Source organism: Streptomyces sp. H27-H1 (assembly GCF_026627445.1).
Classification (GTDB): domain Bacteria; phylum Actinomycetota; class Actinomycetes; order Streptomycetales; family Streptomycetaceae; genus Streptomyces.
This window is the reverse complement of sequence record NZ_JAPNLJ010000008.1, coordinates 32609-56156: the sequence shown is the minus strand read 5'-3', so window position 1 is coordinate 56156 and position 23548 is coordinate 32609. Positions and strand designations below refer to the sequence as shown.

Here is a 23548-nt window from a genome sequence, read left to right as displayed (position 1 = left end):
GGCGGCGGCGCTCAGGCCGAACGGGCCAGGCTCGCCGGGTGGACGGCGTACGCGAAGGGGAGACCTCCGGCGTATCGCTCCAACTCCTCCGCTGCGCAAGCCGCGAGGCGTCCGAGCTCGTTGCCGAGGGAGCCTGCGACATGCGGTGTGAGCAGCACGTTCGGCAGGTCGTAGAGCGGTGATCCGGCCGGCAGCACGTCGGGGTGGGTGACGTCGAGCACGGCGTGCAGCCGGCCGGAGACCAGCTCGGCGGTGAGTGCTTCCGTGTCGACCAGCGATCCCCGGGCGGTGTTGACGAGGGTGGCCCCGTCACGCATGAGGGCGAGGCGGCCGGCGTCGAGCATGTGGCGGGTCTCGGGGGTCTGCGGCGCGTGCACGGTCACCACGTCGCTGCGGCCCATCAGTTCGTCCAGGTGGACGGTCTCGACCCCCAGGGCTTCGGCTTCGGCCCCGTCCAGGTAGGGGTCGTGGACCAGCACGTGGGCGTCGTAGGAGCGCAGCAGCTCGATGACCCGGCGGCCGATGCGCGAGGCGCCGATGACGCCGACGGTCCTGCCGTAGTTGCCGATTCCGGGGTACAGCGTGAGCGGGTTGAGCTGTGTGCGGGCCTCGCGGTAGGCCCGGGCGGTGGCGAGGACCCGCTTGTTGGCGAAGACGATCGCGGCGACGGTGTACTCGGCGACGGGGCGTGCGTTGGCCTCGGCCGCGCTGGTGACGGAAAGTCCGCGCCGCCAGGCCGCTTCCGTCATCAGGCCCTTCACCGATCCGGCGGTGTGCACCACCGCGCGCAGGGACGGGAGCAGGCCGAGGGTCCGCTCGGTGAGGGGCGGGCAGCCCCAGCCGGTCAGCAGGACCTCGGTTTCGCGCAGTCGCGCGGGGTCTGCCGTGGCGAAATCGGTCACCAGGAGCGCGGGGTCCAGACGGGCGGTGGCGCCGAGGCGGGCGAGGAGCGGCTCGTCGAGCAGGGCCGCCCTGGTCTCCTGGTCCATGACGAGGAGGGTGCGGGGCCTGTGGACGGGGCTGGGCAGGCGAGGGTCGGCCAGGCGCTGGTCGGTCATTTCACCGCTCCCGCCGACAGGCCGGAACGCCAGAACCGCTGCAGGCCGATGAAGGCGAGGGCCAGCGGGACGACGGCGACCAGTGATCCGGTGATGGCCAGCGAGTACAACTCGGGGTTTTGCACGACGAGTTGGTTCCAGTTGTAGATGCCGAGCACCGCCGGGTACAGGTGGTGGTCGTTGAGCATGACCAGCGGCCCGAAGAAGTTGTTCCAACTGGCGGTGAAGGAGAAGAGGAAGAGGGTCATGAAGCCGGGCATGAGCATCGGCAGCGCTACCGACCGGAAGACGCGCATCTCGCTCGCCCCGTCGATGCGCGCGGCCTCCAGCACCTCGCCGGGTACGTAGCCCTCGGAGAAGACCCTGGCCAGGTACACGCCGAAGGGGTTCACGAGCGCCGGAAGGAGGATCGCCCAGTAGGTGTTGACGAGGCCGGCCTCGGAGGCGAGCAGGTACTGCGGGAGGGTGATGACGACGCCCGGTACGAGGGTGCCGGCCAGGATGAGGCCGAAGAGGGGGCCCTTGCCGCGGAACTCGTACTTGTCGAAGCAGTATCCGGCGGCGACGCTGATCAGCGAGGACGCCAGTGATCCGAGGACGGAGTAGAGGAGGCTGTTGAGCAGCCAGCGGACGAAGATGCCGTCGTCGTAGGTGAACACGGCCCGGAGGTTGTCGAAGAGGTGGAACTCTCCGAAGCCGAAGCCGGGCGTCCCGAAGAGGTCCGCGTGGTTCTTGGTGGCCGCGATCAGCAGCCAGGTCAGCGGCATGAGGGTGTAGAGGACCGCGACCAGGAGCACGGCGTTGACCGCGACCTTGGATGCCGCCGTCCCGCTCCGGCGCCGCCAGGGCCGCGCGGCGGAAGCAGTGGAAGCGACGGAAGTGGCGTCGGATCCGGCACCGGGGAGCCGCCCCGGTGGGACGCCGGCGCCGACGCCGGGGGCCTCGCGGCCGGGTTCGGGCGTGGCGGACGAGGTCGGGGGGACTGTCCGGGTGTTCATTCCGAGCCACCTCGCTTTCCGATCCGGGTGACGACGTAGGAGAGGGTGCCGGCGACGAGGGCCATGAGCAGCGAAGCGGCGGAGGCGAGGCCGTAGTCGTGCCGTTCGAAGGCCGCCTTGTAGATGAACATCATCGGAGACCAGTCGGACCCCATCGAGCCGGACCGCTGCGAGAGGAGCATCGGCTCGCTGAAGATCTGGACGACTCCGACGCAAGTGAAGAGGAGGGTGAGGAAGACGGCGGAGCGGATCATCGGGAGTTTGATGCGCAGCGCGATGCGCAGTTCCCCGGCGCCGTCCATGACGCCCGCTTCGATGACCTCCCGGGGCACCGCTTGCAGGGCCGCGAAGAAGATGATCATGTTGTAGCCGATCCACTGCCAGGCCGCCACGTTCACCAGGGAGGGCAGGACGCTGCCCGGGGCGAAGAAGTCCCAGTGGCCGCCGGCGCCTTCGATCCAGTCCACGACCGGGCTCAGGCCGGGGGTGTAGAGATAGATCCAGATGATCGCCGCGATCAGTCCGGGCACCGCGTGCGGCATGAAGACGGCGAACTGGACGAGGCGCTTGGCCTTGGCCGCCGCCGAGTCGACGAGCAGGGCCAGGGCGAGTGCGGCGCCGATCATCACGGGGATGTAGAGGGCGCAGTACGCGGCCACGTGCAGGAACGAGGAGCTGAAGCCGTGGTCCGCGAGGGCCTTGGTGTAGTTCCCGAGACCGCTGAAGACCCGCTCGGTGCCGCCGAATCCCAGCCCTGAGGAGCGTTCCGAGAAGAGGCTCATCCACAGCGCGTACCCGACGGGGAGGATCAGCACGGCGGTGAAGAGCAGGAAGAAGGGACCGAGGAAGGTGACCACCGCCCGGCCCTGGCCTGGCCGGTGCGCGGCGTCGCGCGCGGAACGAGTGAGGGGTGCTGCCACCGGGGCTCCTTGGTGGTGTGCTGCGGAGGGGGATCTACGGGGGTGTACGCGGAGGGATGTAAGCGGGGGTGGTAGGTGGGAGGCCTGCGCGGGGGGGCGTGCGAGGTGACCGGCTGCGGGGCCCGGGCGCCGGGCGGGCTTCGGGCCCCGTGCTGCGGCTACTTCGCGAGCGAGGCGCTGCGGCTACTTCGCGAGGTTGAGCCCTCGGCCCTTGATGGCTTCCTCGGCGGCCTTCTGGCCTGCCGCGAGCCCGTCGGTCAGGGTGCCCTTGAGTCCGGCGTCCTGGATGGCGGTGTTGGTCGCCGTCTGCACGGGACCCCAGACCCAGCCCGGGACGATGGTGTCCACCTGCGCCCCGGCCACCGCGAAGACGTCGTCCCCGCCGAAGAAGCCCTTGTCGTCGAAGGCCGCGGCGGCGATCGTACGGAGTTCCGGGTTGGCGGGCAGGCTGCTGCTCGGCGACTTGAGGCTGCTGATGCGCGCCTTCACCCCTTCGGGGCTGGTGGCGGCCCATGCGGCGAACTCGGCCGCCTCCTTGACGTGCTTGCTGCCCTTGGGGACCGCGTAGCTGGTGCCGCCGAACATGCCGGTGGCCGGGGTGCCCCAGTGCGGCAGCGGGGCCACGCCCCACTTGCCGGAGTCCTTCGCCAGGGCCGTCATCGTGCCGCCCGCGCTCCACGAGGCGCCGATGAAGCTGGCCATGGCCCCGTCGGCCTTGGCCTTCACGAACTCCGGGCCGTTGATCTTCAGGTTCATCACCAGGTCGTCCTTGACCAGGCCCTGCCAGTACGAGGCGACCTTCTGCGAGGAGGCGTCGTTGATGTTCACCTTCCAGCCGTCGCCCTCGGTGCCGTACCACTTGCCGCCGGCCTGCCAGGAGAGCGCGGCCAGCAGCGGCGCGTCGTCGTTGCCCCAGCCGCCGATGCGCACGTTCTTGTCCGCGGCCTTGATCTTCTCGGCGGCTGCCTTGTACTCGTCCCAGGTCTTGGGGACTTCGACGCCCGCGTTCTTGAAGAGGTCCTTGCGGTAGTAGAGGAGGTTCGGCGTGGCGTCGTAGGGCACGGCCCAGGTCTTGCCGCCGAGCGTCACCCGCTCCTGGACGCCCTGGGGGAACTTGGCCTTCACGGTCGCGCCGGTCTGGGCGCTGAGGTCCTCCAGGAATCCCTGGCTGACGAACTCCGGGAGGGTCGGGTACTCGATGCCCGCGACGTCGGGTGCGTTCCCCGCCTTGATGGCGTTGCTGATCTTGGCGTATCCGTCCGGTCCGCCGGTGATGGCGGAGTAGGTGACCTTGATGTCCGGGTGGGACGCGTTGAAGGCGTCCACCACCTGCTGGGCGCCGCCGGTCCAGCCCCAATAGGTCAGGCTGACCGGCTCCTTGGGCCCCTCGGCCTTGGGGTCGGCGCTCCCACTGCCACCGCAGGCAGTGGCGAACAGGGCCAGCGAAAGGGTGGCGAGGGCGGCGCGGGAGGTACGGGAAGTGAGCTTCACTGCTCTGCTCCTCAGATGCGAGCCGTCGATGCGGCGAGGTGATGCACATCATTCGGCCAGAGCAGAAGGGAGTCAATAGAAAAACAAACTTTGAGAAAGGAAAGCGAAGTTACCGTTACGCTTCGCTGGACGCACGCACCCGCAGCTCGGGCAGGATGGCGATCCGACGCCGGGGCCGGCCCGGCTCCCGAAGCCGGCGTACGAGCAACTCCACGCCGGTGACGCCGACTTCATGCTTCGAGGGTGCCACCGCGCTCAGCGGCAGATCCGCCAGGGACGCCACCTCGTCGTCGTACGAGACCAGCGCGACGTCTCCCGGCACGGACAGCGAGGCGCTGCGCAGTCGCTGCATCAGCACCATGGCCTCGTGATCGGGATGGACCAGGGCGGCGTCGACGCGGCCCGCCCGCACCGCCTCTACGAACGCGTCGACCACCTGCTCGTAGGCGGGTTCGCCGCCGCTGAACTCGGCGAGGTCGAGGAAGAGCGCGTGGCCGGCGACGTCGGGACCGGCTTCGTCCATCGCCGCGTGGTAACCCTCCCTGATCCAGGGCGCGGTGGGGGTGCCGCCGCGCATCACGAGGGCGATCCGGCGGCGCCCCGTGTCCAGGAGGTGGCGGACCGCCAGCCTGGCACCGTACCCGTGGTCGGTCCCGACGTGCTCGGCGGCGGAGGCCTGCTGTTCGGGGCGGCGCTCGATCAGCACGACGGGCACGCCGAGCTCCTCGTACCACTGGCCGCCCGGCTTGCCGTCCCCGGCGGAGGGTGCGAGCAGCAGCCCGTCGACGCCGTCCGCGACCATCCGCGCGGCCTGCGCCTTCTCGGTGTCCACGTCGTACGTCGACACGGCGAGGGTCAGCCGTACCCCCAGGGCGTCCGCCGCCTCCCGGGCCCCCTTGATCACCTCGGGGTAGTAGTAGGCGGAGGAAGGCACGATCAGTCCCAGTACGAGCGACCGGCCGGGCGCGGCTCCCCCGGACCGTCCGCCACCGGCGGCCGCCCCCGTCCCGGCCGCCGCGGCGGCCGGGACGGGGGCGGTTTTCGCCCAGTCCTCGGGCAGCATCGCGCCGCCGTGCACCCGGGCCAGCAGACCGCGCTCCGCGAGCACTTCGACGTCCTTGCGCACCGTCACCACGGATACGCCGAGCTCCGCCGCGAAGTCCGTGACACGCATCGATCCCGCTTCGCGGACCCGGCGCAGGATGGCCTGCTGTCGTTCCTCTGCGTGCACGGTGGAGCTCCCCTCGACTGCGTCCCTGGTCGAGGTCAGCGTAGCGCGCGAAAGCCCGAACTATCGTTTTCTTTCGAACGAAAGGATTACATGGTTTCCGCTCACCGTACGCCGCCCATCAGTTCCTTCACCTTGTTGCGGTACATGAAGATCGCGGTGCCCCCGAGGAGAGCGAGCGCGCCCTGACTCGCGAACCAGGACGGGGCGTCGGTGGGTACGCCGAACTGCTGGAGCAGTGCCACCACCGAGTCTCCGACGGTGACCGCCAGGAACCAGACGCCCATCATCTGGGAGGAGTACTTCTCCGGGGCCAGCTTGGTGGTGAGGGAGAGGCCCACCGGGGACAGGGTGAGCTCGCCGACCGTCTGGATCAGGTACACCATCGCCAGCCACATCGGGGAGACCCGTACCCCGTCCACGGCGACGCCCTGCGCGATCATCATCACGCCGAACGACAGGCCGATCAGCACCAGTCCGACGGCGAACTTGGCCGGGGTGCCCGGCTCCTTGGCCCGCCGGCTCAGCGCCATCCAGGCCCAGGCGAAGACGGGCGCGAGAGCCATGATGTACAGCGGGTTGAAGGCCTGGAACCAACTGGCCGGGAAGCCCAGGCCGAAGAAGGTGCGGGCGGTGCTGTCCTGCGCGAACAGGTTCAGTGTGGAGCCGGTCTGGTCGTAGATCCCCCAGAACAGCGCGGCGGCCGCGAAGAACCACACGTAGGCCGACATCCTGGCCCGCTCGGCCTTGGCGAGCGCCTTGTCGCGCTTCATCCGCAGCAGGTACCAGCACGGCAGGAAGATGCCCAGGACGGTCAGGGGCAGCATCGCCCAGTTCAGGGTGAGGTGCCCGGACAGGCCCACGCAGCCGTAGGCGACGGCGGCGACGGCCAGCCAGACGAGCGACTTGCGGACGACCGCTGCGCGCTCCGCCCGCGAGAGGGGCGTGGGGACCACGTCGCTGCGCTCCGACATGTGGCGGCTGCCCAGGGCGAAGAAGGCGAGGCCGAGGGCCATGCCGACACCGGCCATGGCGAATCCCAGGTGCCAGCTGATGCTCTGGCCGACGGTGCCGATCGTCAGCGGCGCGATGAAGGCGCCGAGGTTGATCCCCATGTAGAAGATCGTGAAGCCGCCGTCGCGGCGCGGATCGTTCTTGTCCTTGTAGAGGTGGCCGACCATCGTGGAGATATTGGCCTTGAGCAGGCCGGAGCCCACCGCGATGCACACCAGGCCGACGAAGAACGAGACCCGGGCCGGTACGGCCAGCAGGAAGTGCCCGATCATGATGACCGTGCCGCCGATGGCGACGGTCCTGCGGGCGCCCCAGGCGCGGTCGGCGAACCAGCCGCCCGGGAGGGCGAGCAGGTAGACCATCGCGTTGTACAGGGAGTAGATCGCGGTGGCCATGGCCGCGTTCATGGCCAGCCCGCCCTGGGAGGCCGGGGCGACCAGGTAGAGCACGAGCAGTGCACGCATGCCGTAGAAGCTGTAGCGCTCCCACATCTCGGTCATGAAGAGGTTGACCAGCCCGCGGGGGTGGCCCATGAAGGTCTTCTCAGTGCCGGCGGAGGAGGTTCTGTGCTCGTCCTTCGTCAGGCTGGACGCCATGAGTCGGTCCTTGCTCGCTCTGGGCGCGCGCGGATCGGCGTGGGGGCCGCGCCCGGTGGGAAGGCCGGCACCGGCGGGCCGTCGCCCCTCCCCCACGCCCATGGGGGTCCGGGCGGGCCTCAGGAGCGGCCGGCCGGGGGCGGAACGCGCCGGGATCCACGCCCGGACGCACCATCGCGGCCGGGCCCGGCCCACAGGTCATTCACTGCCATCCAGCCTGTCCCGGTCCACGGCCCGCCCCCAGAGACCTTCGGGCAGACCCCACGGCCGAAGGTCACTGCTCCGGCGGGCGGGGGGCTACCCGGCGTCGGCGTCGCCGCAGTCGGGGTGGCCCCAGCGCGAACCGAGCTTGCTGATCTTCTCCCCCGCCGCGTACTGCTTCCCGCACGGGCAGGTGCCGGGGAACTTGGCCTTGATCGTCACGCCGCCCCGGCCGGGGCTCGTACGCCTGGTGGCCGGCGCGCTCTTGGCGGCTTCCGGGCCCCCGGCCGGCGCGGCGCCGGCCGTACGGCGGGCGGAGGCGCCGCGGGCGGGGGCGCTACGGGCCGGGGTGCTGCGGGCCTGCGCCGGGACGGGCATGGACGCGTGGCCGAGCGCGGTGCCGGCCGGCTCCTGGCTGACGGCCGCGTCGCTGGCCGCCTGGTCGGCGATCGCGTTCAGGTGGTCGCCGTCCTCGCGGTGCGCGGGGACGTAGCGGAACTCCACGTCCCGGTCGGTCAGCAGGGCGTCGATGCTCTCGACGAGCTCGCGGTTGGCCACCGGCTTGCCCGCCGCCGTCTTCCAGCCGTTGCGCTTCCACGCCGGGAGCCACTGGGTCACGGCCTTCATGGCGTACTGGGAGTCCATCCGCACCTGAACGGCCGTGCCGGGGGCAACGGCCTCCAGCAGCCGCTGCAGGGCGGTGAGTTCACCCACGTTGTTGGTGGCCCGGCCGAGCGGCCCGGATTCCCAGCGCTCGGGGTGCCCGTGGACGTCGGCGATGACCCATGCCCAGGCGGCCGGCCCGGGATTTCCCTTGGCCGCCCCGTCGCAGGCGGCGATGATGCGATCAGACATCCCCCGATCATGCCTCACCGCGAGCGCTGCTCGTGCCCGCGGCTGTGGCTGTGGCTGTAGCCGCGTCCGGTTCCGGCGACGGCTCCGGCCGGTCGTCGGTGTCCGGCCGTGGCAGGACCCGGTCCAGGAACCGCGGCAGCCACCAATTGGCCCGGCCCATCAGGAACATCGCCGACGGCACCAGCACCAGCCGCACCACGGTCGCGTCCAGGACCACACGCTATCCCGGCCGTGTCCCGCAGCGCCGACGTGAGTTCGGCCGCGATCCGGTCGGCCGGGACCGCGGCGTGGTGGAGGTCGGCCACCAGGACGAAGGGGCCGTTGGCCCCGGGGCCGAAGCCGGGTCCCTCGCCCTCGGCGATCCAGTCGTAGGCCTTACGGGTGGTGCTGCCCGACCGGTCGGCGCCGTCGTCGACGTGGCCGAGGCGCATGGAGAAGGGCGGTACGGCGCACACCGCGAGCAGCAGGGTCCCCGCGGTCGGGAACTTCCACGGATGCCGTGCCACCTGGGCGGTGTAGCGGTGCCAGCCGTCGTGGTCGCCGGAGGTCTCGGCGACCGGGCGGCGCAGCGCGAACCGGTCGCGATCCGGCGTCCCACCAGGCCCAGGGCGGCCGGGACGAGGGCCAGCGCGGCCGTTCCGGTGACGGTCAGACCAGCGCCGTGACCAGGGGCAGCAGGGCCGCGGCGACGCTGCCGAAGGCGAGGGGGAGGATCAGCAGGGCCACGAGGTCGCCCACCGCCTCGCCGGTCCTGTCGTCGGCCGGCGGCCGCACGATCTGGTTCAGGTCCCCGCCGTAGGCGACCTCCACGCCCGAGGCCCGGGCCTCGGCGGTGGCCGTGTCGAGGGTGGCGGTGGAGGCGTGCCCGAGGGTTTTGACCTGCCGGTCGTAGGACACCGTCGTGTAGGCGGTACGACCGTCCGCGCTGGTGGCGACCGGGGACGCGGCGGTGACGTGGGGCATCCGCGCGAGGCGGGCCACGCTCTCGTCGACGGCTTGGCGCCGTCCGGCCAGGGAGCCGGAGTCCACGTGGAGGACCACGCGTCCGTTGGGGTCGCCCATCCCCGGAGCGGACGCGGCCAGCAGGTCGGCGCCGGTACGGGACTGCGTGCTGGGGAGGTTGACTGGTCGCTGCAGACCGGGGCGGCCAGCTGGCGGCGAGCATTGCGCCGGCCGGCAGCAGGAGCCAGGCCGCGATCACCCGGACGGAACGGCGGGCGCAGAAGGCTCCGGGGCGGCCCAGGCGGCCGAGGCTTCTGGAGCTGCTCACGATGCTCACGGGGGAGGCCTCGGCCCGTGGTGCGGGCGGCTGGGGGAATGCACGACGCCTCCAAGAAGTGGCAGGACTGACACGAAGCGCCATAAGCGGAAAATGTCAGGACCGACAATTGGCGGAGCTGTCAATTGTCATGGGTGACAATTGACAGGGGTGACGCGATTGCTAGGCTTCGGCCGTGAACCAAGATCCGGCCGCACCCGCCTCCTCAGCCGCACCCGCGCCCCCATCCGGCTCCGGCTCGGAGCCGGAGCCGGATTCCGGGCTGCGCGAGCGGAAGAAGGAGCGGACCCGCAAGCTGCTCCGCGAGGGCGCCGCCGCACTGTTCGCCGAGCACGGCTTCGCGGGCACCACGGTCGCGGACATCGCCGCCTGCGCGAACGTCTCCGAGCGGACCTTCTTCCGCTACTTCGAGAGCAAGGAAGCCCTGCTCCTGCCCGACAGCGTGGACCTGTTCGCGTACGTCGAGGCCGAACTGGCCCGGCGCCCGCCGCAGGAGGATCCCCTCGACGCGGTCTGCAACGCCCTGATCTCCGCGGTGGCCCCGTTCGCCGCCTCCAGCCTGACGGCCCTGACCCACTCCGTGGCCATCGCGGGTGACGAGCGCGTGGTGGCCGCCCAACTCGTGCAGCTCTTCGCCGATTGCGAGAACCGGCTCACGCTCCTGGTGCTGAACCGGCTCCCCGCCGACACCCCCGAGGCCGACCTGCGCGCCGGGGTGATCGCGGGCGCCGCCCTGTCCGCCGTCCGCGCCGTCCTGCGCACCCAGCGCCGGCGCCGCGCGAACGGCACCCTCACCGACACCCCGCCCTCCTCGCTCCTGCTGGAGGCCTTCGGGATGCTGAAGCAGATCGGATCCGCCCCGCAATGAAGCTCCGACGCACCCCCGTACTCGTCACCGCCGGAGTGGCCGCCGCCCTCGCCGCCGTCTTCGTGGCCGACACCGTGGTGGAACAGACCGCCCTGGACCGCATCGCACGGGCGGCGGGCTGCCGCCTCGAGGCCCGCGGGCCCGTCACCGCCGAACTCTCCGGCGCCTTCGCCGGACTGCGCGCACTGACCGGCCAGGTCGGCTCCGTCCACCTGGCGGCCCGGGGCGTGCACCGTGCCGACACCGACATGGACATCAAGGCCGATCTGTACGACGTCACGCGCGACGGCGGCATGAGCGGCGGCCGGGCGACGGCCACCATCCCCTACGAGGCCCTGCAAAAGCGCCTGGCCGACTCCGGGGAGGCCGCCGCGGGCACCGAAGGGCTGACGGTGGGCGGCGACGCGAAGGGGCTCACCCTCACCGGGACCGTGGGCGGCCTCGGCCTCCCCATCACCGTGCACGCGAGCACCAGCGCCACGGCGACCGGCCTCACGATCACACCGACGACGGTCACCGTACTGGGCCGCGAACTGCCGATAGCCACCGTGAGCGGGCTGCCCGGCGCGGCCGGCCTGGCCGAGCGCCTCGCGCCCCGGACCGTGGACGTCGGCGACCTGCCCGACGGCGTCCGGCTCACCGGAGCCAGGACCACCGGCGCCGGCCTCACCCTGGACGCCTCCCTCGCCAAGTCCGCCGCACCCGATGCCGATGACAGCCGCTGCACGTCGGCTTAGCCTTCCCAGACGGCGAGGTCACCTACGCGGTGGTCCACGTGCTCTTCGTCCGCCCCGACGTCGCCGCGGTCAAGGTCCGTCAGCGCTACCTGTGCCCGGGCGAGGAGAGCGAGGGCGCACCGCTGCAGGTGGTCTCGAAGCAGGCCGACGGCTGCTGACCGCTGGCTGCCTGCCAGAACACCGGGGTTGTCGCGGACCAGCCTTAATCGGCTCGCGCCCGGCATCCGCGGACGGCGAGGATGACCGGACCAGTCCGCCGCCCCCCGCCTCGAGGACCCCCGATGAGCAGCCCGCCGTACACCCGTTCCGGCCGTTCCGCCCGTGGCGCCTTGGACGGGCTGGTGATGGGCGACGCCTTCGGTGACAGCTGGTTCACGCTCTCCGGCGAGAACATCGAGGAGCAATGGGCGGCGCGCGGGCTCCGGCCCGCTCCGTGGCGGTGGACGGACGACTCCGCCATGGCGTTCGTGCTGTTCGCCCACCTGACGGCCCACGGGGAAGTCCGGCCCGGCGCTCTGGCGCGGGAGTTCGCCGCCGAGTACGAGCGGGACGACGGGCGCAAGTACGGGGCGTCCATGCACGAGGTACTGGGGCGGATCGGCGCGGGCGAGGACTGGCGGGGCGTCACCAACGGGCAGTTCGACGGGCAGGGTTCCTACGGCAACGGCGCCGCGATGCGGGTCGCACCGCTCGGCGCCTGGTTCCGGGGGGACCCGGAGGAGGCCGCCGCGCAGGCCCGGCTGTCCGCACTGGCCACGCACGCCCACCCGGAGGCGGTCGCGGGCGCCGTCGCCGTGGCGGTGGCCGCCGCGCTGGCGGCCGCGAGCGAGGGCCGCAGCGCCCCACTGCGCACCGAGTTCCTCCGGGAGGTCGCCGGGTACGTGCTCGGGAGCGAGGTCGGTGCCGGGGTGCGGTTCGCCGCGGGTTTGCCCGCGCGCACGTCGGTGCCCGTGCCGCGTCCGTGCTGGGCTCGGGGTGGCGGATCTCGGCACCGGACACCGTGCCGTTCGCCCTGTGGTGCGCCGCGAGCCACTTGGACGACCTGCCGGAGGCCTTGTGGCAGACCGTCGGCGGCTGGGGCGACCGCGATACGACCTGCGCGATCGCGGGCGGGGTCGTGGCGGCCCGCACCGGCACCGGCGGGGTCCCGGCCGACTGGCTCGCGGCACGCGAGGCCCTTCCCGCGTGGAGCGGGTGGACGCCCGAACGGCAGGCGCCCGAGCGTGCGAAGCCGTCGCCGGACTGAAGGCCGTCCTGGGAGCGTGCGTATCGCGGGTGTATCGAAAACCGGATACGCCACCGCGACGGCCCTTCGCCTTCAATGGGCGCATGAACCACACCGCACCCCTGTCGCCACCGCCCCGCCGCACGCTCAGGATCGTGCTCCTCGGCCTCGCGGTCCTCGGCATGGCGGGCGCCCTGTTCCTCGTACGACAGCCGCTCATGATGGCCGCTCCGACGTGCGGGGCCGGGCGGTGGCACGGCTGCTTCGACACGTTCAACGGTGTCGTGCTCATGACCTTGGTCTTGCTTCCGCTGTCCGTGCTGGTGGTGTGGGCTCTGGCGCGCGTCCGGCGCGGCGCCGGTGTCGCATCGGCGTGGCGGATGTCACTGGCCGAGGTGGGCATGGTCCACGGGACGGTGCCGTGGACATGGATGACGATGATGCCGGGCGCCGGGGCCGGCGTCGTCCCCGGCCGGTTCAGCCTGGTACCCCTGCGGGACCTGGTCACGATGGGCCCGCTCGGGATCTTCGGCAATCTGCTCGTCTTCGCGGCGCTGGGGTTCTTCGCCCCGATGCGGTTCGCGGCACTGGCCTCCGTGCCGCGGATCCTGGCGCTCGGGGCGGGCTGCTCGGTCCTGGTCGAGACCGCGCAGTACGTACTGCAGCTGGACCGGGTGTCCTCCGTGGACGACGTACTGGTCAACGCGGTCGGCGCCGCGCTGGCCGCACTGGCCTCGCGCCGCTGGTGGCGCACCACCGCACAGGCGCCTTCGGACCAGCCCCGCCCCGTTCTGACACCGGTGGGCTGAGTCGCTCGTCCGGTAGGGACACGTCCTTGCGTACGTCCTTGCACTTGCGTACGTCCTTGCATACGACGGCGATATGTCGCGCTGCTTAGGCTTCGGACATGCGTGTACTGATCGTGGAGGACGAGCCCTACCTGGCCGAGGCGGTCCGTGACGGTCTGCGGCTGGAGGCGATCGCCGCCGACATCGCGGGCGACGGCCACTGCGCCCTGGAGCTGCTCGGCGTCAACTCCTACGACCTCGCGATCCTCGACCGCGACATCCCCGGCCCCTCCGGAGACGAGGTCGCCCGGCGCATCGTCGCCTCCGGCAGCGGTATCCCGATCCTCATGCTCACCGCCGCCGACCGGATCGACGACAAGGCCTCCGGGTTCGGGCTCGGCGCCGACGACTACCTCACGAAACCGTTCGAGCTGCGCGAGCTCGTCCTGCGGCTGAGGGCGCTCGACCGCAGACGCGCGTACGCCCGGCCGCCGGTCCGCGAGATCGCGGGCCTGCGACTCGACCCGTTCCGCCGGGAGGTCTTCCGCGACGGACGCTACGTCGCGCTCACCCGCAAACAGTTCGCCGTGCTGGAGGTCCTCGTCGCCGCCGAGGGCGGGGTCGTCAGCGCCGAAGAGCTGCTGGAACGGGCCTGGGACGAGAACGCCGACCCCCTCACCAACGCCGTGCGCATCACCCTGTCCGCGCTGCGCAAACGGCTCGGCGAACCATGGGTCATCACTACGGTGCCCGGCGTCGGCTACCGGATCGGCGCGGGCCAGGACACCGCCGGCCCCGGCGGTACGCATGCGTAGGCGCCCGGGGCTCAGCGCCCGACTGAAACTCACCCTCAGCTACGTCGGATTCCTCCTCCTCGCCAGCACCCTTCTGCTGGCCGTGGTGTGGGTGTACCTGCTGCGCTACGTACCCGACAACTCCCAGGGCCTGCTCGGGGTCTCGCCCAACCGCTACCTCCTCCTGCACATGTTCGCCCCGGCCGCGGCCACGGCACTGGCCTGCCTGCTCGTGCTCGGTCTCCTGGGGGGATGGATCCTCGCCGGCCGGATGCTCGCACCGCTCAAGCAGATCACGGATGCGGCGCGGCTGGCCGGAAGCGGGTCGCTGTCCCACCGGATCCACATGCGGGGCCGTCAGGACGAGTTCCGCGAACTCTCCGACGCGTTCGACACCATGCTCGGACGACTCGACTCCCACGTGGCCGAGCAGCGGAGGTTCGCCGCGAACGCCTCCCACGAGCTGCGCACCCCGCTGGCGATCTCTCGGACGCTCCTCGACGTCGCCCGCAAGGACCCCGGGCGCGACCGGGGCGAACTCATCGAACGCCTGCACTCGGTCAACACACGGGCCATCGACCTCACCGAGGCCCTCCTCCTGCTCAGCCGCGGTGACAGCGGAACCTTCATCCGCGAGAGCGTCGACCTCTCCCTCGTCGCCGAAGAGGCCGCCGAGACGCTGCTCCCCCTCGCCGAACGGCGCGGGATCACCCTCGACGTCACCGGCGGGACGGCCCGGACCAGCGGGTCCGCGGAACTGCTCCTGCGGATGATGACGAACCTCGTCCAGAACGCCGTCGTCCACAACCTCCCCACAGGCGGCACCGTGACGGTCCACACGCGGACGCACGGCGACACGAGCGTGCTCCGCGTCGAGAACACGGGCCGGCGTCTGTCACCCGAACTGGTTCCGACCCTCACCGAACCCTTCCGGCGCGGAGCGGACCGCCTACGCACCGACGAGCACGCCGGCGTGGGCCTCGGCCTGGCCATCGTCGACAGCGTCGTCCGCGCCCACGCCGGAACCCTCGACCTCACCCCGCGCCCCGCAGGCGGCCTCCTCGTCACGGTCCGGCTCCCCGGTACGCCGTAACCGCCCGCGGACGGCGCCGCGCCCGGCGGCGAGTTCGCCGCGCCGTCCTAGGGAAGGCGTACGAGCTTCGCGCCGAGGGAGGGTTCCGACAGGTCCTTCTGAACCGCCACGGGGGCCGTCTGGGCACCCGGCCCGGTGCCGATGGTCAGTACCCCGATCTCGGTGCCGGCCCGCGCCTGCGCGGGGAGCCCCTTCTCGCCGACGGCCAGGCTCAGCTCGATCCGCTGGCCCGGAAGGGCGACGACGGCCGTGTCCCGGGTGGCCACCACCGGGGTCCGGGTGCCGAGCCCGTCGTCCACGTAGCCGACGACCTGGCCCTTCTTGACCGCGACGGCCGAGGTAAGTGCCGCGCGGACGGCCTCGATGATCTTCTTGCTGTTGTCCTTGACGAGGATCAGGCTGTTGGAGCCGCTGGGGTCGGAGCCGGTGACGTGCTGGTCGAGCATCGTGCCGAGGAGCAGCGGGGTCTTGTCGCCCACCGTCTTGTACGCCGCCCACATCAGCGCCCCGCCGGCCGCCGAACTGGAGCCGGTCTTGATGCCCCTGATGCTGAGCTTGGAGACGAGCAGGCTGCCGTTGTTGTTGATGAGCTGCTTGGGCAGGCCCGGGACGGTGGCGCCGGCCATCTGGACGATCCCGCGGAACGCGTCGAGCTTCATGACCTCCTCGGCCAGCTTCAGCTGATCGACGGCGGTGCTCACCGTCTTGGCATCGAGCCCGCTGGGGTCGGTGTAGGTGGTGGAGGTCATGCCGAGTGCCTGGGCCTCGGCGTTCATCTTCTCCACGAACGCGGCCTCGGAAGCGCTGCCGGTGTCCCAACGGGCCAGCAGGCGGGCGATGTTGTTGCCCGAGGGGATCATGAGCATCTTCAGCATCTCCTGCTGGGAGAAGCGGGTCCCGGCCGTCAGGCCCTCGATGCGCGACTCGCTCTCCGAGGTGCCGTCCGCCACGGCCTTGGCGTCGACCTCGATCCGCGGGCCTGCCTCGTCCTTCTTCAGCGGGTGGCCCTTGAGGATCACGTACGCCGTCATGACCTTGGCGACGCTGGCCGTCGGCACGGGCTTCTGCTCCCCGAACGTCCCCACGTCACCCGCGCCGCCGACCCGTACGGCGGCCTGCCCCTTCTCCGGCCAGGGCACGTCGAAACGGCCGTCGAGGGTGACGGCGGACGCCGCGTTCCCGCTGGTGAGGGCGGCGTCGGGCAGGGGCCGCAGCGCCTGTACGACGGCCAGTACGGCGACCAGCAGGAGCAGCGGCGGCACCCAGATCCGAAACCGGCGCGCCACCGTCCGGCCGGGCGTCGCGGACGGCGGCGGGGTGTTGGTGAGCTGCGCGAGCAGGTCGAGCGCGGGCAACGGCTGCTCGGCGGTGCCCTCGGGGGCGGGGGCGGCTTCCGGGGCCGGGACCGTTCTCGGCGCGGAGGCCGAAGCCGGGGCGGAGGCCAGGGCGGAGGCCGAAGCCGGGATGGGCCAGGATCCCGAAGCCGGGGCGTACGCCGCCTTCGGCTCGGCCGGGGACGGCCGTACGGGTACCGGCGCGGGGGCGGAGGCGGGTGGTGGAGCCGACGCCCATGCCGGTACCCGTACCGGCGTCGGTGCCGACGCCGAGGGGGCGTCGTCCAACGGCTTGAGCGCGATGAACGTGCTCGTCCTCTCGCAGTCCGACTCGGGACGGGTACGGGTACGGGTACGGGTGCCGGTCCCGGGGCCGTCTGCCGTCGCCCGGTCCAGCTCGGGGACGGATTTCGGACCCGCCGGCAGGCCCGGTTCCGGTTCCGGCTCGGCTTCCGGCTTCGCTTCCTGCCGCGGTACGGCCACGTCCCGGACAGCCGCCTCCGGAAGGATCTGCGGCTCCGGTCCGGACTCCCGCTCCACGGCCTCGGACCCCGGCGCAGGGACGGGCACGGGCACGACCTCGGCCCCGGGGACGGACTCGGGATCGGACGCAGCCACCTGCTCGGCCGCAGCGTCCGCATCCTGACCCGTCCTCGGCCCCGGCACGGTCGGAGCCGGAGTATCGGAGCGCAGCCCGAGTTCCGACGCGGACCCCGACGCCGACGCGGGTTCCGAGGTGGACGCCGACGCGGGTTCCGATGCCTGCGCGTCGCGTGCCCCGGGCTTCCTCGCCGGGTCCCCGTCCTTCGCCGCGCGGGGCTTCTCGCCCTCCACCGGTACCGCCGTCATGCCGTACACCGCCTTGCTCGTGCCGTTCTGGATCGGATGCCAGTCTCCGCACCCCATATGCGCAGGTCATGCGCACGAGATGACCAGTTGGTCACAATCCGGGCGGCCGGGGACGGGCCTGCACCCGTCATCAAACGATCATCAAACGATCACGGCCCCATCATGAGCGCCCCGAAGAATCGCCAGTTCCCCCACGCTGGGCACCACCAGGAACCGGACGCCTCTCATGAACCACAGGAAACCCGGCCCCCCGGCCCTGTCGAGGCGACGCCTGCTCGCCGGTGGCGGGCTGTTCCTCGCCGCGTCGGCCGGCTCCCTCCTGGCCGCCCGGTCCGGCGGCTCCGGACAGCCCCACGACGACCGCGGCAGGGCGGCGGGTCCGTCCGCGGACCGGCCCACCACCTCCCCCGCCTCCGGATGGATGCCCGGGGCTGCGGCGATCCCCCTGGAACGCAACTTCGTCCGCGGCTCCCGCGACGCCCAGCGGGGGCTCGTGCTCCACGTGCAGGAGGGCGAAGGCTCTCTGTACGAGCGGTTCAGCACCCCGGGGATCAAGGCCTCCTCCCACTTCTGGGTCTCCCGGGACGGGGAGACGGAGCAGTACGTGTCCGTCCTGGACCGGGCCTGGGCGCAGGTGGACGGCAACGGTGCGTGGTCCTCGGTCGAGACCTCCGGTTTCACCACCCGGCCGCTCACCGAGGCGCAGGTGGACGCCGTCGCCCGCATCTACGCCTGGGGCGCCCGCGCACACGGCTGGCCGCCGGCCGTCAGCGAGCGCCCGGACCACCCGGGTCTGGGGGTCCACGCCATGGGCGGCGCCGGGTGGGGCGGACACGAGTGCCCCGGCACCCTCCGGTCGGGCCAGCGCGCCGAGATCATCCGCCGGGTGCGCGGCCTCCTGCCCGCCCTGGAATAGACCGGTCGGGCGGCCGGAGAGAGCCTTCGCGTTCCCCCGTGGCGCGCAGGGTGCGGTGCGCCGTGTCGCGGAGGTGGCGCAGGACCTGCGGGTCGGCGTCGAGGGTGTAGTCGGCGTCGCCCAGGGCCGCGAGGGTTTGTGCGACACGGGTCAGGGAGTCGTCGGAGGCGTCGACGAGGCAGGCATCGTCCGCTGTGGGCCGGATTCGCGTGGCCAGGCCCCGGGTGTGGGCTCGGACGTGGTCGGCGGATGCGTGGACGGTGGCGACGGCGCGGTAACGGGTGGGTGCGGCCGAGAGCCGGCGGGCGACGAACGAGGCGGGGTCCTCACCCGGCACGGGGCGGGGAGGCACGCGGTGGCCGGTCGGGGTCGGGGCCGATATGCGGTCGAGGCGGAAGACGCGCCAGTCGCCCTTGTCCACGTCGTGGGCGAGGAGGTACCAGAGGCTGCCCGAGGCGACCAGATGGCAGGGCTCGACACGGCGGGCCGAGGTCGCCCCCGGGCGGGTGGTGTAGTCGAAGGTGAGGATCTCGTGGTCGCGGCAGGCGACGGCCAGCGCGGCGAGGAGGGCGGGGTCGGTGCGCGGCCCGCGGTCCTCCCAGGTGATGCCCGTGACGGACCCTTGGAGTGCGGCGACCTGGCCGCGCAGGCGGCGGGGCAGCACTTGTTCCAGCTTGGCCAGTGCGCGCAGGGCCGTCTCCTCGATCCCGGTGAGTCCACCCGCGGCGGTGCGCAGGGCGACGGCGATGGCGACGGCCTCCTCGTCGTCGAGGAGGAGCGGTGGCAGATCCGTACCGGAGGCCAGGCGGTAGCCGCCGCCGTGTCCGCGGGCGCTGTCTACGGGGTAACCCATCTCCCGCAGCCGGTCGATGTCGCGGCGTACGGTGCGCACGGTCACCCCGAGCCGGCCGGCCAGGTCGAGGCCGGCCCATTCCCGCCGGGTCTGCAGCAGGGACAGCAGACGCAGCATCCGGGCGGTCGTGTCACTCGTCATGCATTCCACTATGCCCGGATCAAAGGACACCTCCTGTCCTGAAATTCCCCTACGGTGAAACCTGCCCATCAAGCACCAAACCGGGAGGTTCCCTCATGAAGATCACTGTCCTCGGCACCGGTGGCGGCGGCCGCGCGCACGCCGCCAAGCTCGCCGAGCTCGGCCACGAGGTGTTCGTCGGCACCCGCGACCCCCGGGCCACCCTGGCCCGCACCGAGCCCGACATGATGGGCAACGTGCCCTACGGGCAGTGGCTCGCCGACCACCCCGGCATCACCCTGCTGCCCTTCGGCGAGGCCGCGGCCTCGGCCGACGAGCTCGTGATCAACGGCATCGACGGCCACAACGCCGTGGCGGCCTTGTCCGCCATCGCCGGCCGGCTCGACGGCAAGACGCTCGTCGACTACGGCGTCCCGTTCGTCTACCAGCACGAGAGCGAGCACCCGTGGCCGACGCCGTGGGGCGTCATGCCGAAGCTCGACCCGTGCGACACCGACAGCCTCGGCGAGCAGATCCAGCGCGCCCTGCCCGGCACCAAACTGGTCAAGTCGTTCGTCACGCAGGAGCAGACCACCGTGGTCAACCCGAAGGCCATCGGCGAGGGCGACCACACCATGTTCGTCGCCGGCGACCATGCCGACGCCAAGCAGCAGGTCACCGACCTGCTGAAGGCCTACGGCTGGACCGACATCCTCGACCTCGGCCCCCTGGTCTGCGCCCGCGGCATGGAGATGTACGCCCACATGCACTCCGCCATCGGCTTCGGCCTCGGCCATCGGTTCGGCGGCCACTTCGGCATCAAGGTCGTGCGCTGAACCGGCCCAGGCCGTCGACACCGGTGATCTTCACGACGTCTCCGACCGGGATCACCGGCGCGAGCCCGACCCACCGGCTGCCGTGGACATCGCGGAAGAGCGGTCACAGCCGACCAGGACGCCAAGCGGCGCCCGCTCCGGGCCGAGCAGGGCCCCGACGTGCGAGGATTCGGGCGGGCCCGGCAGTGGGCCGGCCCGATGAAAGGTACCGAGACATGGCAGCAGGATTTTCGGACTGGAAAGTCAACCGGCAGTACTCGGCGAACGACCGGGTCTCCTACCAGGGGAAGCAGTACCGCTGCCTGGTGGCGAACAAGTCCAACTCAGCGTCCAACCCGAAGACGGCCGTGAAGCTGTGGCAGCCGTACTCGGTGTGACCGGTCAGCTGCCCGGGGCCGGCAGGTCGGGGACTGTCTCCTCGGGCAAGCGGTGACCCGGCCCGGCCCCGAAGCGGGCCAGAGCCGGTGCGTGTCCGGATCCGGGGTAAACCCCATCGTCACCGCATCGGTGCTCCCGTAGGGTGCGCGGGTTGGCGTGGTGGAGAGGCGGTTCGGTACGTGGCACCCAGGGCAGTGGCGCGGGAGTGGTTGGCGGGGGCGGCGCGGGCCGCGCTGGGCGGCGGGCGGCGGCTGGAGGCGGTCGAGCGGGTTTCGGGCGGCAGTAAGAAGGGCGTGTACCGCCTGGTGATGGACGACGCGACGACCGCGATCGCCTATCTGTGGGACGACGCCGAGAACTACTGGCCGACGGCCGCGGGCGATGACGACCTCGGCGACCCCTTCTCGCCCGGACTCGGGCTCGATCTGTTCCAGGCCGCGCACGCGCGGCTGGACGCGCTCGGCGTCCGCGTCCCGGCGATCCGCCTCGTCGACGCCGACGGCGCCCACTGCCCGGCGGACCTCGCGATCGTCGAGGACCTCCCGGGGGAGAACCTTGAGACATTGCTCGCGCGCGATCCGCGTACGGCTGCTCGTGCCCTGGCCCGACTCGCGGATTCGCTGGAGGCGATGCGGGGCCACCGAGCACCGGCGTACGGCAAGGTGGCCGTGGTCGACCGAGGAGGAACCTCGCGCGGTACCTCGTGCGAAGCAGTGGTCCTCGACCGCGCACTGCGGGACCTCGCCGAGGCGGCCTCGCGCGATCCGCGAGTCCGGGACGCCCGCGACCGGCTGGAGGAGCGGCTGCGGGAGCTGGCCGCGACGGTGCGTCCGCGCAGGGAGTACGCGGTCGTGCACGGCGAACTGGGGCCCGACCACGTGCTGGTGGACTCGGACGGGAACCCGGTGGTGATCGACATCGAGGGATTGATGTACTTCGACGTCGAGTGGGAGCACGTGTTCCTGCGGATCCGCCTGCACGACGCCTACCGGCCGCTGGGTGTGGCCGGGTTGGACGGGGACCGGCTCGCGCTCTACCTGCTCGCCCAGCGACTCTCGCTCACGGCGGGGCCGCTGCGGCTGCTCGACGGGGACTTCCCCGACCGGACGTTCATGGCGGGCATCGCCGAGTACAACCTGAAGCAGGCCCTGGCCCTGATCCCCGCCTGATTTCCCGGATGCCCAGCCGTAGTACGGGAGGGGGAAAGGATGCCGACGCCCCCTCCCCTGGATAGGCGCGGGGTTCGCGTCGATCCGACAACTGTCCTGCTAGGAGCGGATGTTCATGCTCGCGCGGCTCCGGACCTGGTGTCGGGGAGTCCCCTCCGCAGCGGGCTCGGATCAGGTGGGCGGGTGCAGGGCGTGCAGGGCCGAGCGGTGGGAGACCCAGCCCAGGAGGCGGAGTCGTTCCTCGTCGAGGACCGGGAGGCCGTCGCCGTCGCTCGCGGCCAGGAGCGGGAGTGCGTCCTGCAGGGACTGGCCGGCGAGGAGGGTCGGCGGGTGGTCCCGTACCGTTTCTACGGGCGCGCTCTCGGGCAGGCCGTCGTGCAGGGCCCGGGAGAGGGCGAGCGCGCTGACCGCACCCTCGTAGCGGCCGTGGCGGTCGACGACCGGGAGGCGTCCGGCGTCCGCCTCGATCATCGCCGTGACCGCCTCGCGCAGGCCGGTGCCGGGTGCCAGCGCGGGCGGTGGCGGTCCCATCGCGGTCCGGACCTCGATCGCGGCCGGGCCGGTCAGGTCCAAGTCGACGCCGCGGCGGAGGAGTTTGGCCGTGTAGACGGTGTCGCGGCTGAGCGCGTGGCTGACTCCGGTGGCGACGGCGATGGCGGCCATCAGCGGCAGGATGATGCCGTACTCGCCGGTCAGCTCGTAGATGATGACGACGGCGGTGATCGGCGCGCGGGCCGAACCGGCGAAGACCGCGCCCATGCCGATGACGGCGTAGGTCATGGCGGGGCCGGTCACTCCGGGCGCGAGGTGGCCCATCGTCTGTCCGAAGGCGCTGCCGAGCATGGCGCCGACGAAGAGGCTGGGCGCGAAGACACCTCCCGAGCCGCCGATCCCGATGGTGACGCTGCACGCGATGATCTTGCCGACGAGCAGTACCAGCAGGAATCCGATCGCGTACCCGCCCACCGCGGCCTTGCCGAGGACGGGGTAGCCGACCCCGTACATCTCGGGCAGTGCGAGCAGGATCGCGCCCAGCACGATGCCGCCGGCCGCCGGCCGCAGCCATTCCGGGCCGCGCCAGACGGCGTCGCAGAGGTCTTCGACCCCGTACAGCACCTTGGAGAAGAGCACTCCGACGCCGCCGGCCACCGCGCCGAGCAGCACGTACAGGGCGTACGCGGCCACGTGGTCCGCGCTCACGGGCGTCAGGTCCAGGAACCGTTCGTCGCCGAGGGCCGCGCGTCCGATCACGCTGGCGGTGACCGCGGAGACGGCCACCAGGCCGAAGGCGCGGGCGGTGATGTCGCGCAGGATCAGTTCCATCGAGAAGAAGACGCCGGCCAGGGGTGCGTTGAAGGTGGCGGCGATGCCGCCGGCCGCGCCGCAGGCGACCAGCAGCCGCATCTGTTCCTCGCGCATGCGCAGGAGGGCTCCGGCGGTGGAGCCGAGGGCGGCTCCGATCTGGACGATGGGACCTTCGCGGCCCACCGAACCGCCGCCGCCGATGCACAGGGCGGACGCGAGCGACTTCACCACCGCGACCCGGGGCGGGATCCGGCCGCCTTGGCGGGCGACCGCGTACATCACCTCGGGGACTCCGTGGCCGCGCGCCTCCTTGGCGTACCGGTAGACGAGCGGCCCGTAGAGCGCGCCCGCGACCACGGGCGCGAGCAGGACGAAGTACGGTCCGAGCCAGGGCACGTACGGGTTGTCCGCGTGGCCCGCGTCGGAGTAGTCGTCGTGGCCGGACAGGATCCGGGTGAACACTTCGATGAGCCAGCGGAAGCCCACCGCTCCCAGCCCCGCCCCGGCGCCGACGACGAGCGCGGGCAGCAGCATCGCGGCCTCGGTACGGCGCAGTGCGTCCCGTGCCCCGACCGCCGAGAACGGACCCATGTCACTCCTCAGGAACCGATGCTCTGCCGATCGCGCGCCCCGGCCCCTGACC

At 72.0% G+C, this 23548-nt stretch carries 21 protein-coding genes and 2 pseudogenes; 11 read left to right on the top strand and 12 right to left on the bottom strand.

Features of this window, described 5'->3' with window-relative positions:
- Window positions 1–11 precede the first annotated feature (11 nt).
- The 9 genes from OTB20_RS10910 to OTB20_RS10870 all read right to left on the bottom strand — a co-directional run bounded on the left by OTB20_RS10910 (window position 12) and on the right by OTB20_RS10870 (window position 9498).
- The gene (locus tag OTB20_RS10910) at window positions 12–1058 is read right to left on the bottom strand and encodes a hydroxyacid dehydrogenase (protein WP_420716370.1); all 1047 of its coding nucleotides are present in this window, start codon (window positions 1056–1058) and stop codon (window positions 12–14) included.
- Entirely contained in the window at window positions 1055–2056 is a 1002-nt protein-coding gene (locus tag OTB20_RS10905; RefSeq protein ID WP_267816793.1) for a carbohydrate ABC transporter permease, read from the bottom strand. Before OTB20_RS10905 ends, OTB20_RS10910 begins: the two co-directional genes overlap by 4 nt.
- Window positions 2053–2913, bottom strand: a complete 861-nt coding sequence (locus OTB20_RS10900; protein WP_420716376.1) for a carbohydrate ABC transporter permease — start codon at window positions 2911–2913, stop codon at window positions 2053–2055. Before OTB20_RS10900 ends, OTB20_RS10905 begins: the two co-directional genes overlap by 4 nt.
- 246 nt (window positions 2914–3159) lie before the next feature.
- Window positions 3160–4467 carry an ABC transporter substrate-binding protein gene (locus tag OTB20_RS10895; protein WP_267816790.1) on the bottom strand — a complete coding sequence of 436 codons (1308 nt, stop codon included), beginning with the start codon at window positions 4465–4467 and terminating at the stop codon, window positions 3160–3162.
- Window positions 4468–4582: 115 nt separating this feature from the next.
- Entirely contained in the window at window positions 4583–5698 is a 1116-nt protein-coding gene (locus OTB20_RS10890; RefSeq protein ID WP_267816789.1) for a substrate-binding domain-containing protein, read from the bottom strand.
- A 101-nt stretch (window positions 5699–5799) separates the two neighbouring features.
- Window positions 5800–7305 carry a peptide MFS transporter gene (locus OTB20_RS10885; RefSeq protein WP_267816787.1) on the bottom strand — a complete coding sequence of 502 codons (1506 nt, stop codon included), beginning with the start codon at window positions 7303–7305 and terminating at the stop codon, window positions 5800–5802.
- A 297-nt stretch (window positions 7306–7602) separates the two neighbouring features.
- Window positions 7603–8361 (bottom strand): ribonuclease H family protein, encoded by a 759-nt coding sequence (locus tag OTB20_RS10880; RefSeq protein WP_267816785.1) that lies wholly within the window; start codon window positions 8359–8361, stop codon window positions 7603–7605.
- Between the two features lie 14 nt (window positions 8362–8375).
- Window positions 8376–8867, bottom strand: coding sequence for a hypothetical protein (locus tag OTB20_RS10875; protein WP_267816783.1), 492 nt, complete (start codon window positions 8865–8867; stop codon window positions 8376–8378).
- A 142-nt stretch (window positions 8868–9009) separates the two neighbouring features.
- Window positions 9010–9498, bottom strand: a complete 489-nt coding sequence (locus OTB20_RS10870) for an MMPL family transporter (protein WP_267817117.1) — start codon at window positions 9496–9498, stop codon at window positions 9010–9012.
- Window positions 9499–9815: 317 nt separating this feature from the next.
- Here OTB20_RS10870 and OTB20_RS10865 point away from each other — a divergent pair, with 317 nt between their 5' ends.
- From OTB20_RS10865 to OTB20_RS10835, 7 genes and pseudogenes are all read left to right on the top strand, one after another.
- Entirely contained in the window at window positions 9816–10508 is a 693-nt protein-coding gene (locus OTB20_RS10865; RefSeq protein ID WP_267816781.1) for a TetR/AcrR family transcriptional regulator, read from the top strand.
- Complete coding sequence (locus OTB20_RS10860) at window positions 10505–11245, top strand: DUF2993 domain-containing protein (RefSeq protein WP_267816780.1); 741 nt, start codon at window positions 10505–10507, stop codon at window positions 11243–11245. The genes OTB20_RS10865 and OTB20_RS10860 overlap by 4 nt, the downstream gene beginning before the upstream one ends.
- An 8-nt stretch (window positions 11246–11253) precedes the next feature.
- Window positions 11254–11403, top strand: a pseudogene (locus OTB20_RS10855) (DUF4440 domain-containing protein); the annotation flags it as partial.
- Window positions 11404–11526: 123 nt separating this feature from the next.
- Window positions 11527–12491 (top strand): annotated as a pseudogene (locus tag OTB20_RS10850) (ADP-ribosylglycohydrolase family protein).
- A gap of 83 nt (window positions 12492–12574) precedes the next feature.
- On the top strand, window positions 12575–13279 hold the full coding sequence (locus OTB20_RS10845) for a VanZ family protein (protein ID WP_267816778.1): 705 nt from the start codon (window positions 12575–12577) through the stop codon (window positions 13277–13279).
- Window positions 13280–13377: 98 nt separating this feature from the next.
- Window positions 13378–14073, top strand: a complete 696-nt coding sequence (locus tag OTB20_RS10840) for a response regulator transcription factor (RefSeq protein WP_267816777.1) — start codon at window positions 13378–13380, stop codon at window positions 14071–14073.
- Window positions 14066–15145 carry a sensor histidine kinase gene (locus OTB20_RS10835; RefSeq protein ID WP_267816776.1) on the top strand — a complete coding sequence of 360 codons (1080 nt, stop codon included), beginning with the start codon at window positions 14066–14068 and terminating at the stop codon, window positions 15143–15145. Before OTB20_RS10840 ends, OTB20_RS10835 begins: the two co-directional genes overlap by 8 nt.
- Window positions 15146–15192: 47 nt before the next feature.
- On the opposite strand, the gene OTB20_RS10830 is transcribed toward OTB20_RS10835, so the two are convergent.
- Window positions 15193–17385, bottom strand: a complete 2193-nt coding sequence (locus OTB20_RS10830; RefSeq protein WP_267816774.1) for a D-alanyl-D-alanine carboxypeptidase family protein — start codon at window positions 17383–17385, stop codon at window positions 15193–15195.
- 169 nt (window positions 17386–17554) lie between these two features.
- On the opposite strand from OTB20_RS10830, the gene OTB20_RS10825 reads away from it, so the two are divergent.
- Complete coding sequence (locus OTB20_RS10825) at window positions 17555–18244, top strand: N-acetylmuramoyl-L-alanine amidase (RefSeq protein WP_267816772.1); 690 nt, start codon at window positions 17555–17557, stop codon at window positions 18242–18244.
- On the opposite strand, the gene OTB20_RS10820 is transcribed toward OTB20_RS10825, so the two are convergent.
- The gene (locus OTB20_RS10820; protein WP_267816770.1) at window positions 18204–19238 is read right to left on the bottom strand and encodes a helix-turn-helix transcriptional regulator; all 1035 of its coding nucleotides are present in this window, start codon (window positions 19236–19238) and stop codon (window positions 18204–18206) included. The genes OTB20_RS10825 and OTB20_RS10820 overlap by 41 nt on opposite strands.
- Window positions 19239–19333: 95 nt before the next feature.
- On the opposite strand from OTB20_RS10820, the gene OTB20_RS10815 reads away from it, so the two are divergent.
- The 3 genes from OTB20_RS10815 (at window position 19334) to OTB20_RS10805 (ending at window position 21600) form a co-directional block, all read left to right on the top strand.
- A complete protein-coding gene (locus OTB20_RS10815; protein WP_267816768.1) occupies window positions 19334–20053 on the top strand; it encodes an NADPH-dependent F420 reductase in 720 nt (239 codons plus the stop codon).
- A 215-nt stretch (window positions 20054–20268) separates the two neighbouring features.
- The gene (locus OTB20_RS10810) at window positions 20269–20430 is read left to right on the top strand and encodes a carbohydrate-binding protein (protein WP_267757631.1); all 162 of its coding nucleotides are present in this window, start codon (window positions 20269–20271) and stop codon (window positions 20428–20430) included.
- Between the two features lie 195 nt (window positions 20431–20625).
- Complete coding sequence (locus OTB20_RS10805) at window positions 20626–21600, top strand: phosphotransferase family protein (RefSeq protein ID WP_267817115.1); 975 nt, start codon at window positions 20626–20628, stop codon at window positions 21598–21600.
- A 171-nt stretch (window positions 21601–21771) separates the two neighbouring features.
- Here OTB20_RS10805 and OTB20_RS10800 read toward each other — a convergent pair whose 3' ends face one another.
- The gene (locus tag OTB20_RS10800) at window positions 21772–23496 is read right to left on the bottom strand and encodes a chloride channel protein (protein ID WP_267816766.1); all 1725 of its coding nucleotides are present in this window, start codon (window positions 23494–23496) and stop codon (window positions 21772–21774) included.
- Between the last annotated feature and the right edge of the window lie 52 nt (window positions 23497–23548).

Excerpts from the sequence above, each read along its gene's own strand:
- OTB20_RS10910 (WP_420716370.1), bottom strand. The coding sequence starts at position 1,058 with ATGACCGACCAGCGCCTGGCCGACCCTCGCCTGCCCAGCCCCGTCCAC.
- OTB20_RS10905 (WP_267816793.1), bottom strand. The coding sequence starts at position 2,056 with ATGAACACCCGGACAGTCCCCCCGACCTCGTCCGCCACGCCCGAACCC.
- OTB20_RS10885 (WP_267816787.1), bottom strand. The coding sequence starts at position 7,305 with ATGGCGTCCAGCCTGACGAAGGACGAGCACAGAACCTCCTCCGCCGGC.
- OTB20_RS10880 (WP_267816785.1), bottom strand. The coding sequence starts at position 8,361 with ATGTCTGATCGCATCATCGCCGCCTGCGACGGGGCGGCCAAGGGAAAT.
- OTB20_RS10860 (WP_267816780.1), top strand. The coding sequence starts at position 10,505 with ATGAAGCTCCGACGCACCCCCGTACTCGTCACCGCCGGAGTGGCCGCC.
- OTB20_RS10845 (WP_267816778.1), top strand. The coding sequence starts at position 12,575 with ATGAACCACACCGCACCCCTGTCGCCACCGCCCCGCCGCACGCTCAGG.
- OTB20_RS10840 (WP_267816777.1), top strand. The coding sequence starts at position 13,378 with ATGCGTGTACTGATCGTGGAGGACGAGCCCTACCTGGCCGAGGCGGTC.
- OTB20_RS10835 (WP_267816776.1), top strand. The coding sequence starts at position 14,066 with ATGCGTAGGCGCCCGGGGCTCAGCGCCCGACTGAAACTCACCCTCAGC.
- OTB20_RS10830 (WP_267816774.1), bottom strand. The coding sequence starts at position 17,385 with ATGGGGTGCGGAGACTGGCATCCGATCCAGAACGGCACGAGCAAGGCG.
- OTB20_RS10825 (WP_267816772.1), top strand. The coding sequence starts at position 17,555 with ATGAACCACAGGAAACCCGGCCCCCCGGCCCTGTCGAGGCGACGCCTG.
- OTB20_RS10820 (WP_267816770.1), bottom strand. The coding sequence starts at position 19,238 with ATGACGAGTGACACGACCGCCCGGATGCTGCGTCTGCTGTCCCTGCTG.
- OTB20_RS10815 (WP_267816768.1), top strand. The coding sequence starts at position 19,334 with ATGAAGATCACTGTCCTCGGCACCGGTGGCGGCGGCCGCGCGCACGCC.
- OTB20_RS10810 (WP_267757631.1), top strand. The coding sequence starts at position 20,269 with ATGGCAGCAGGATTTTCGGACTGGAAAGTCAACCGGCAGTACTCGGCG.
- OTB20_RS10800 (WP_267816766.1), bottom strand. The coding sequence starts at position 23,496 with ATGGGTCCGTTCTCGGCGGTCGGGGCACGGGACGCACTGCGCCGTACC.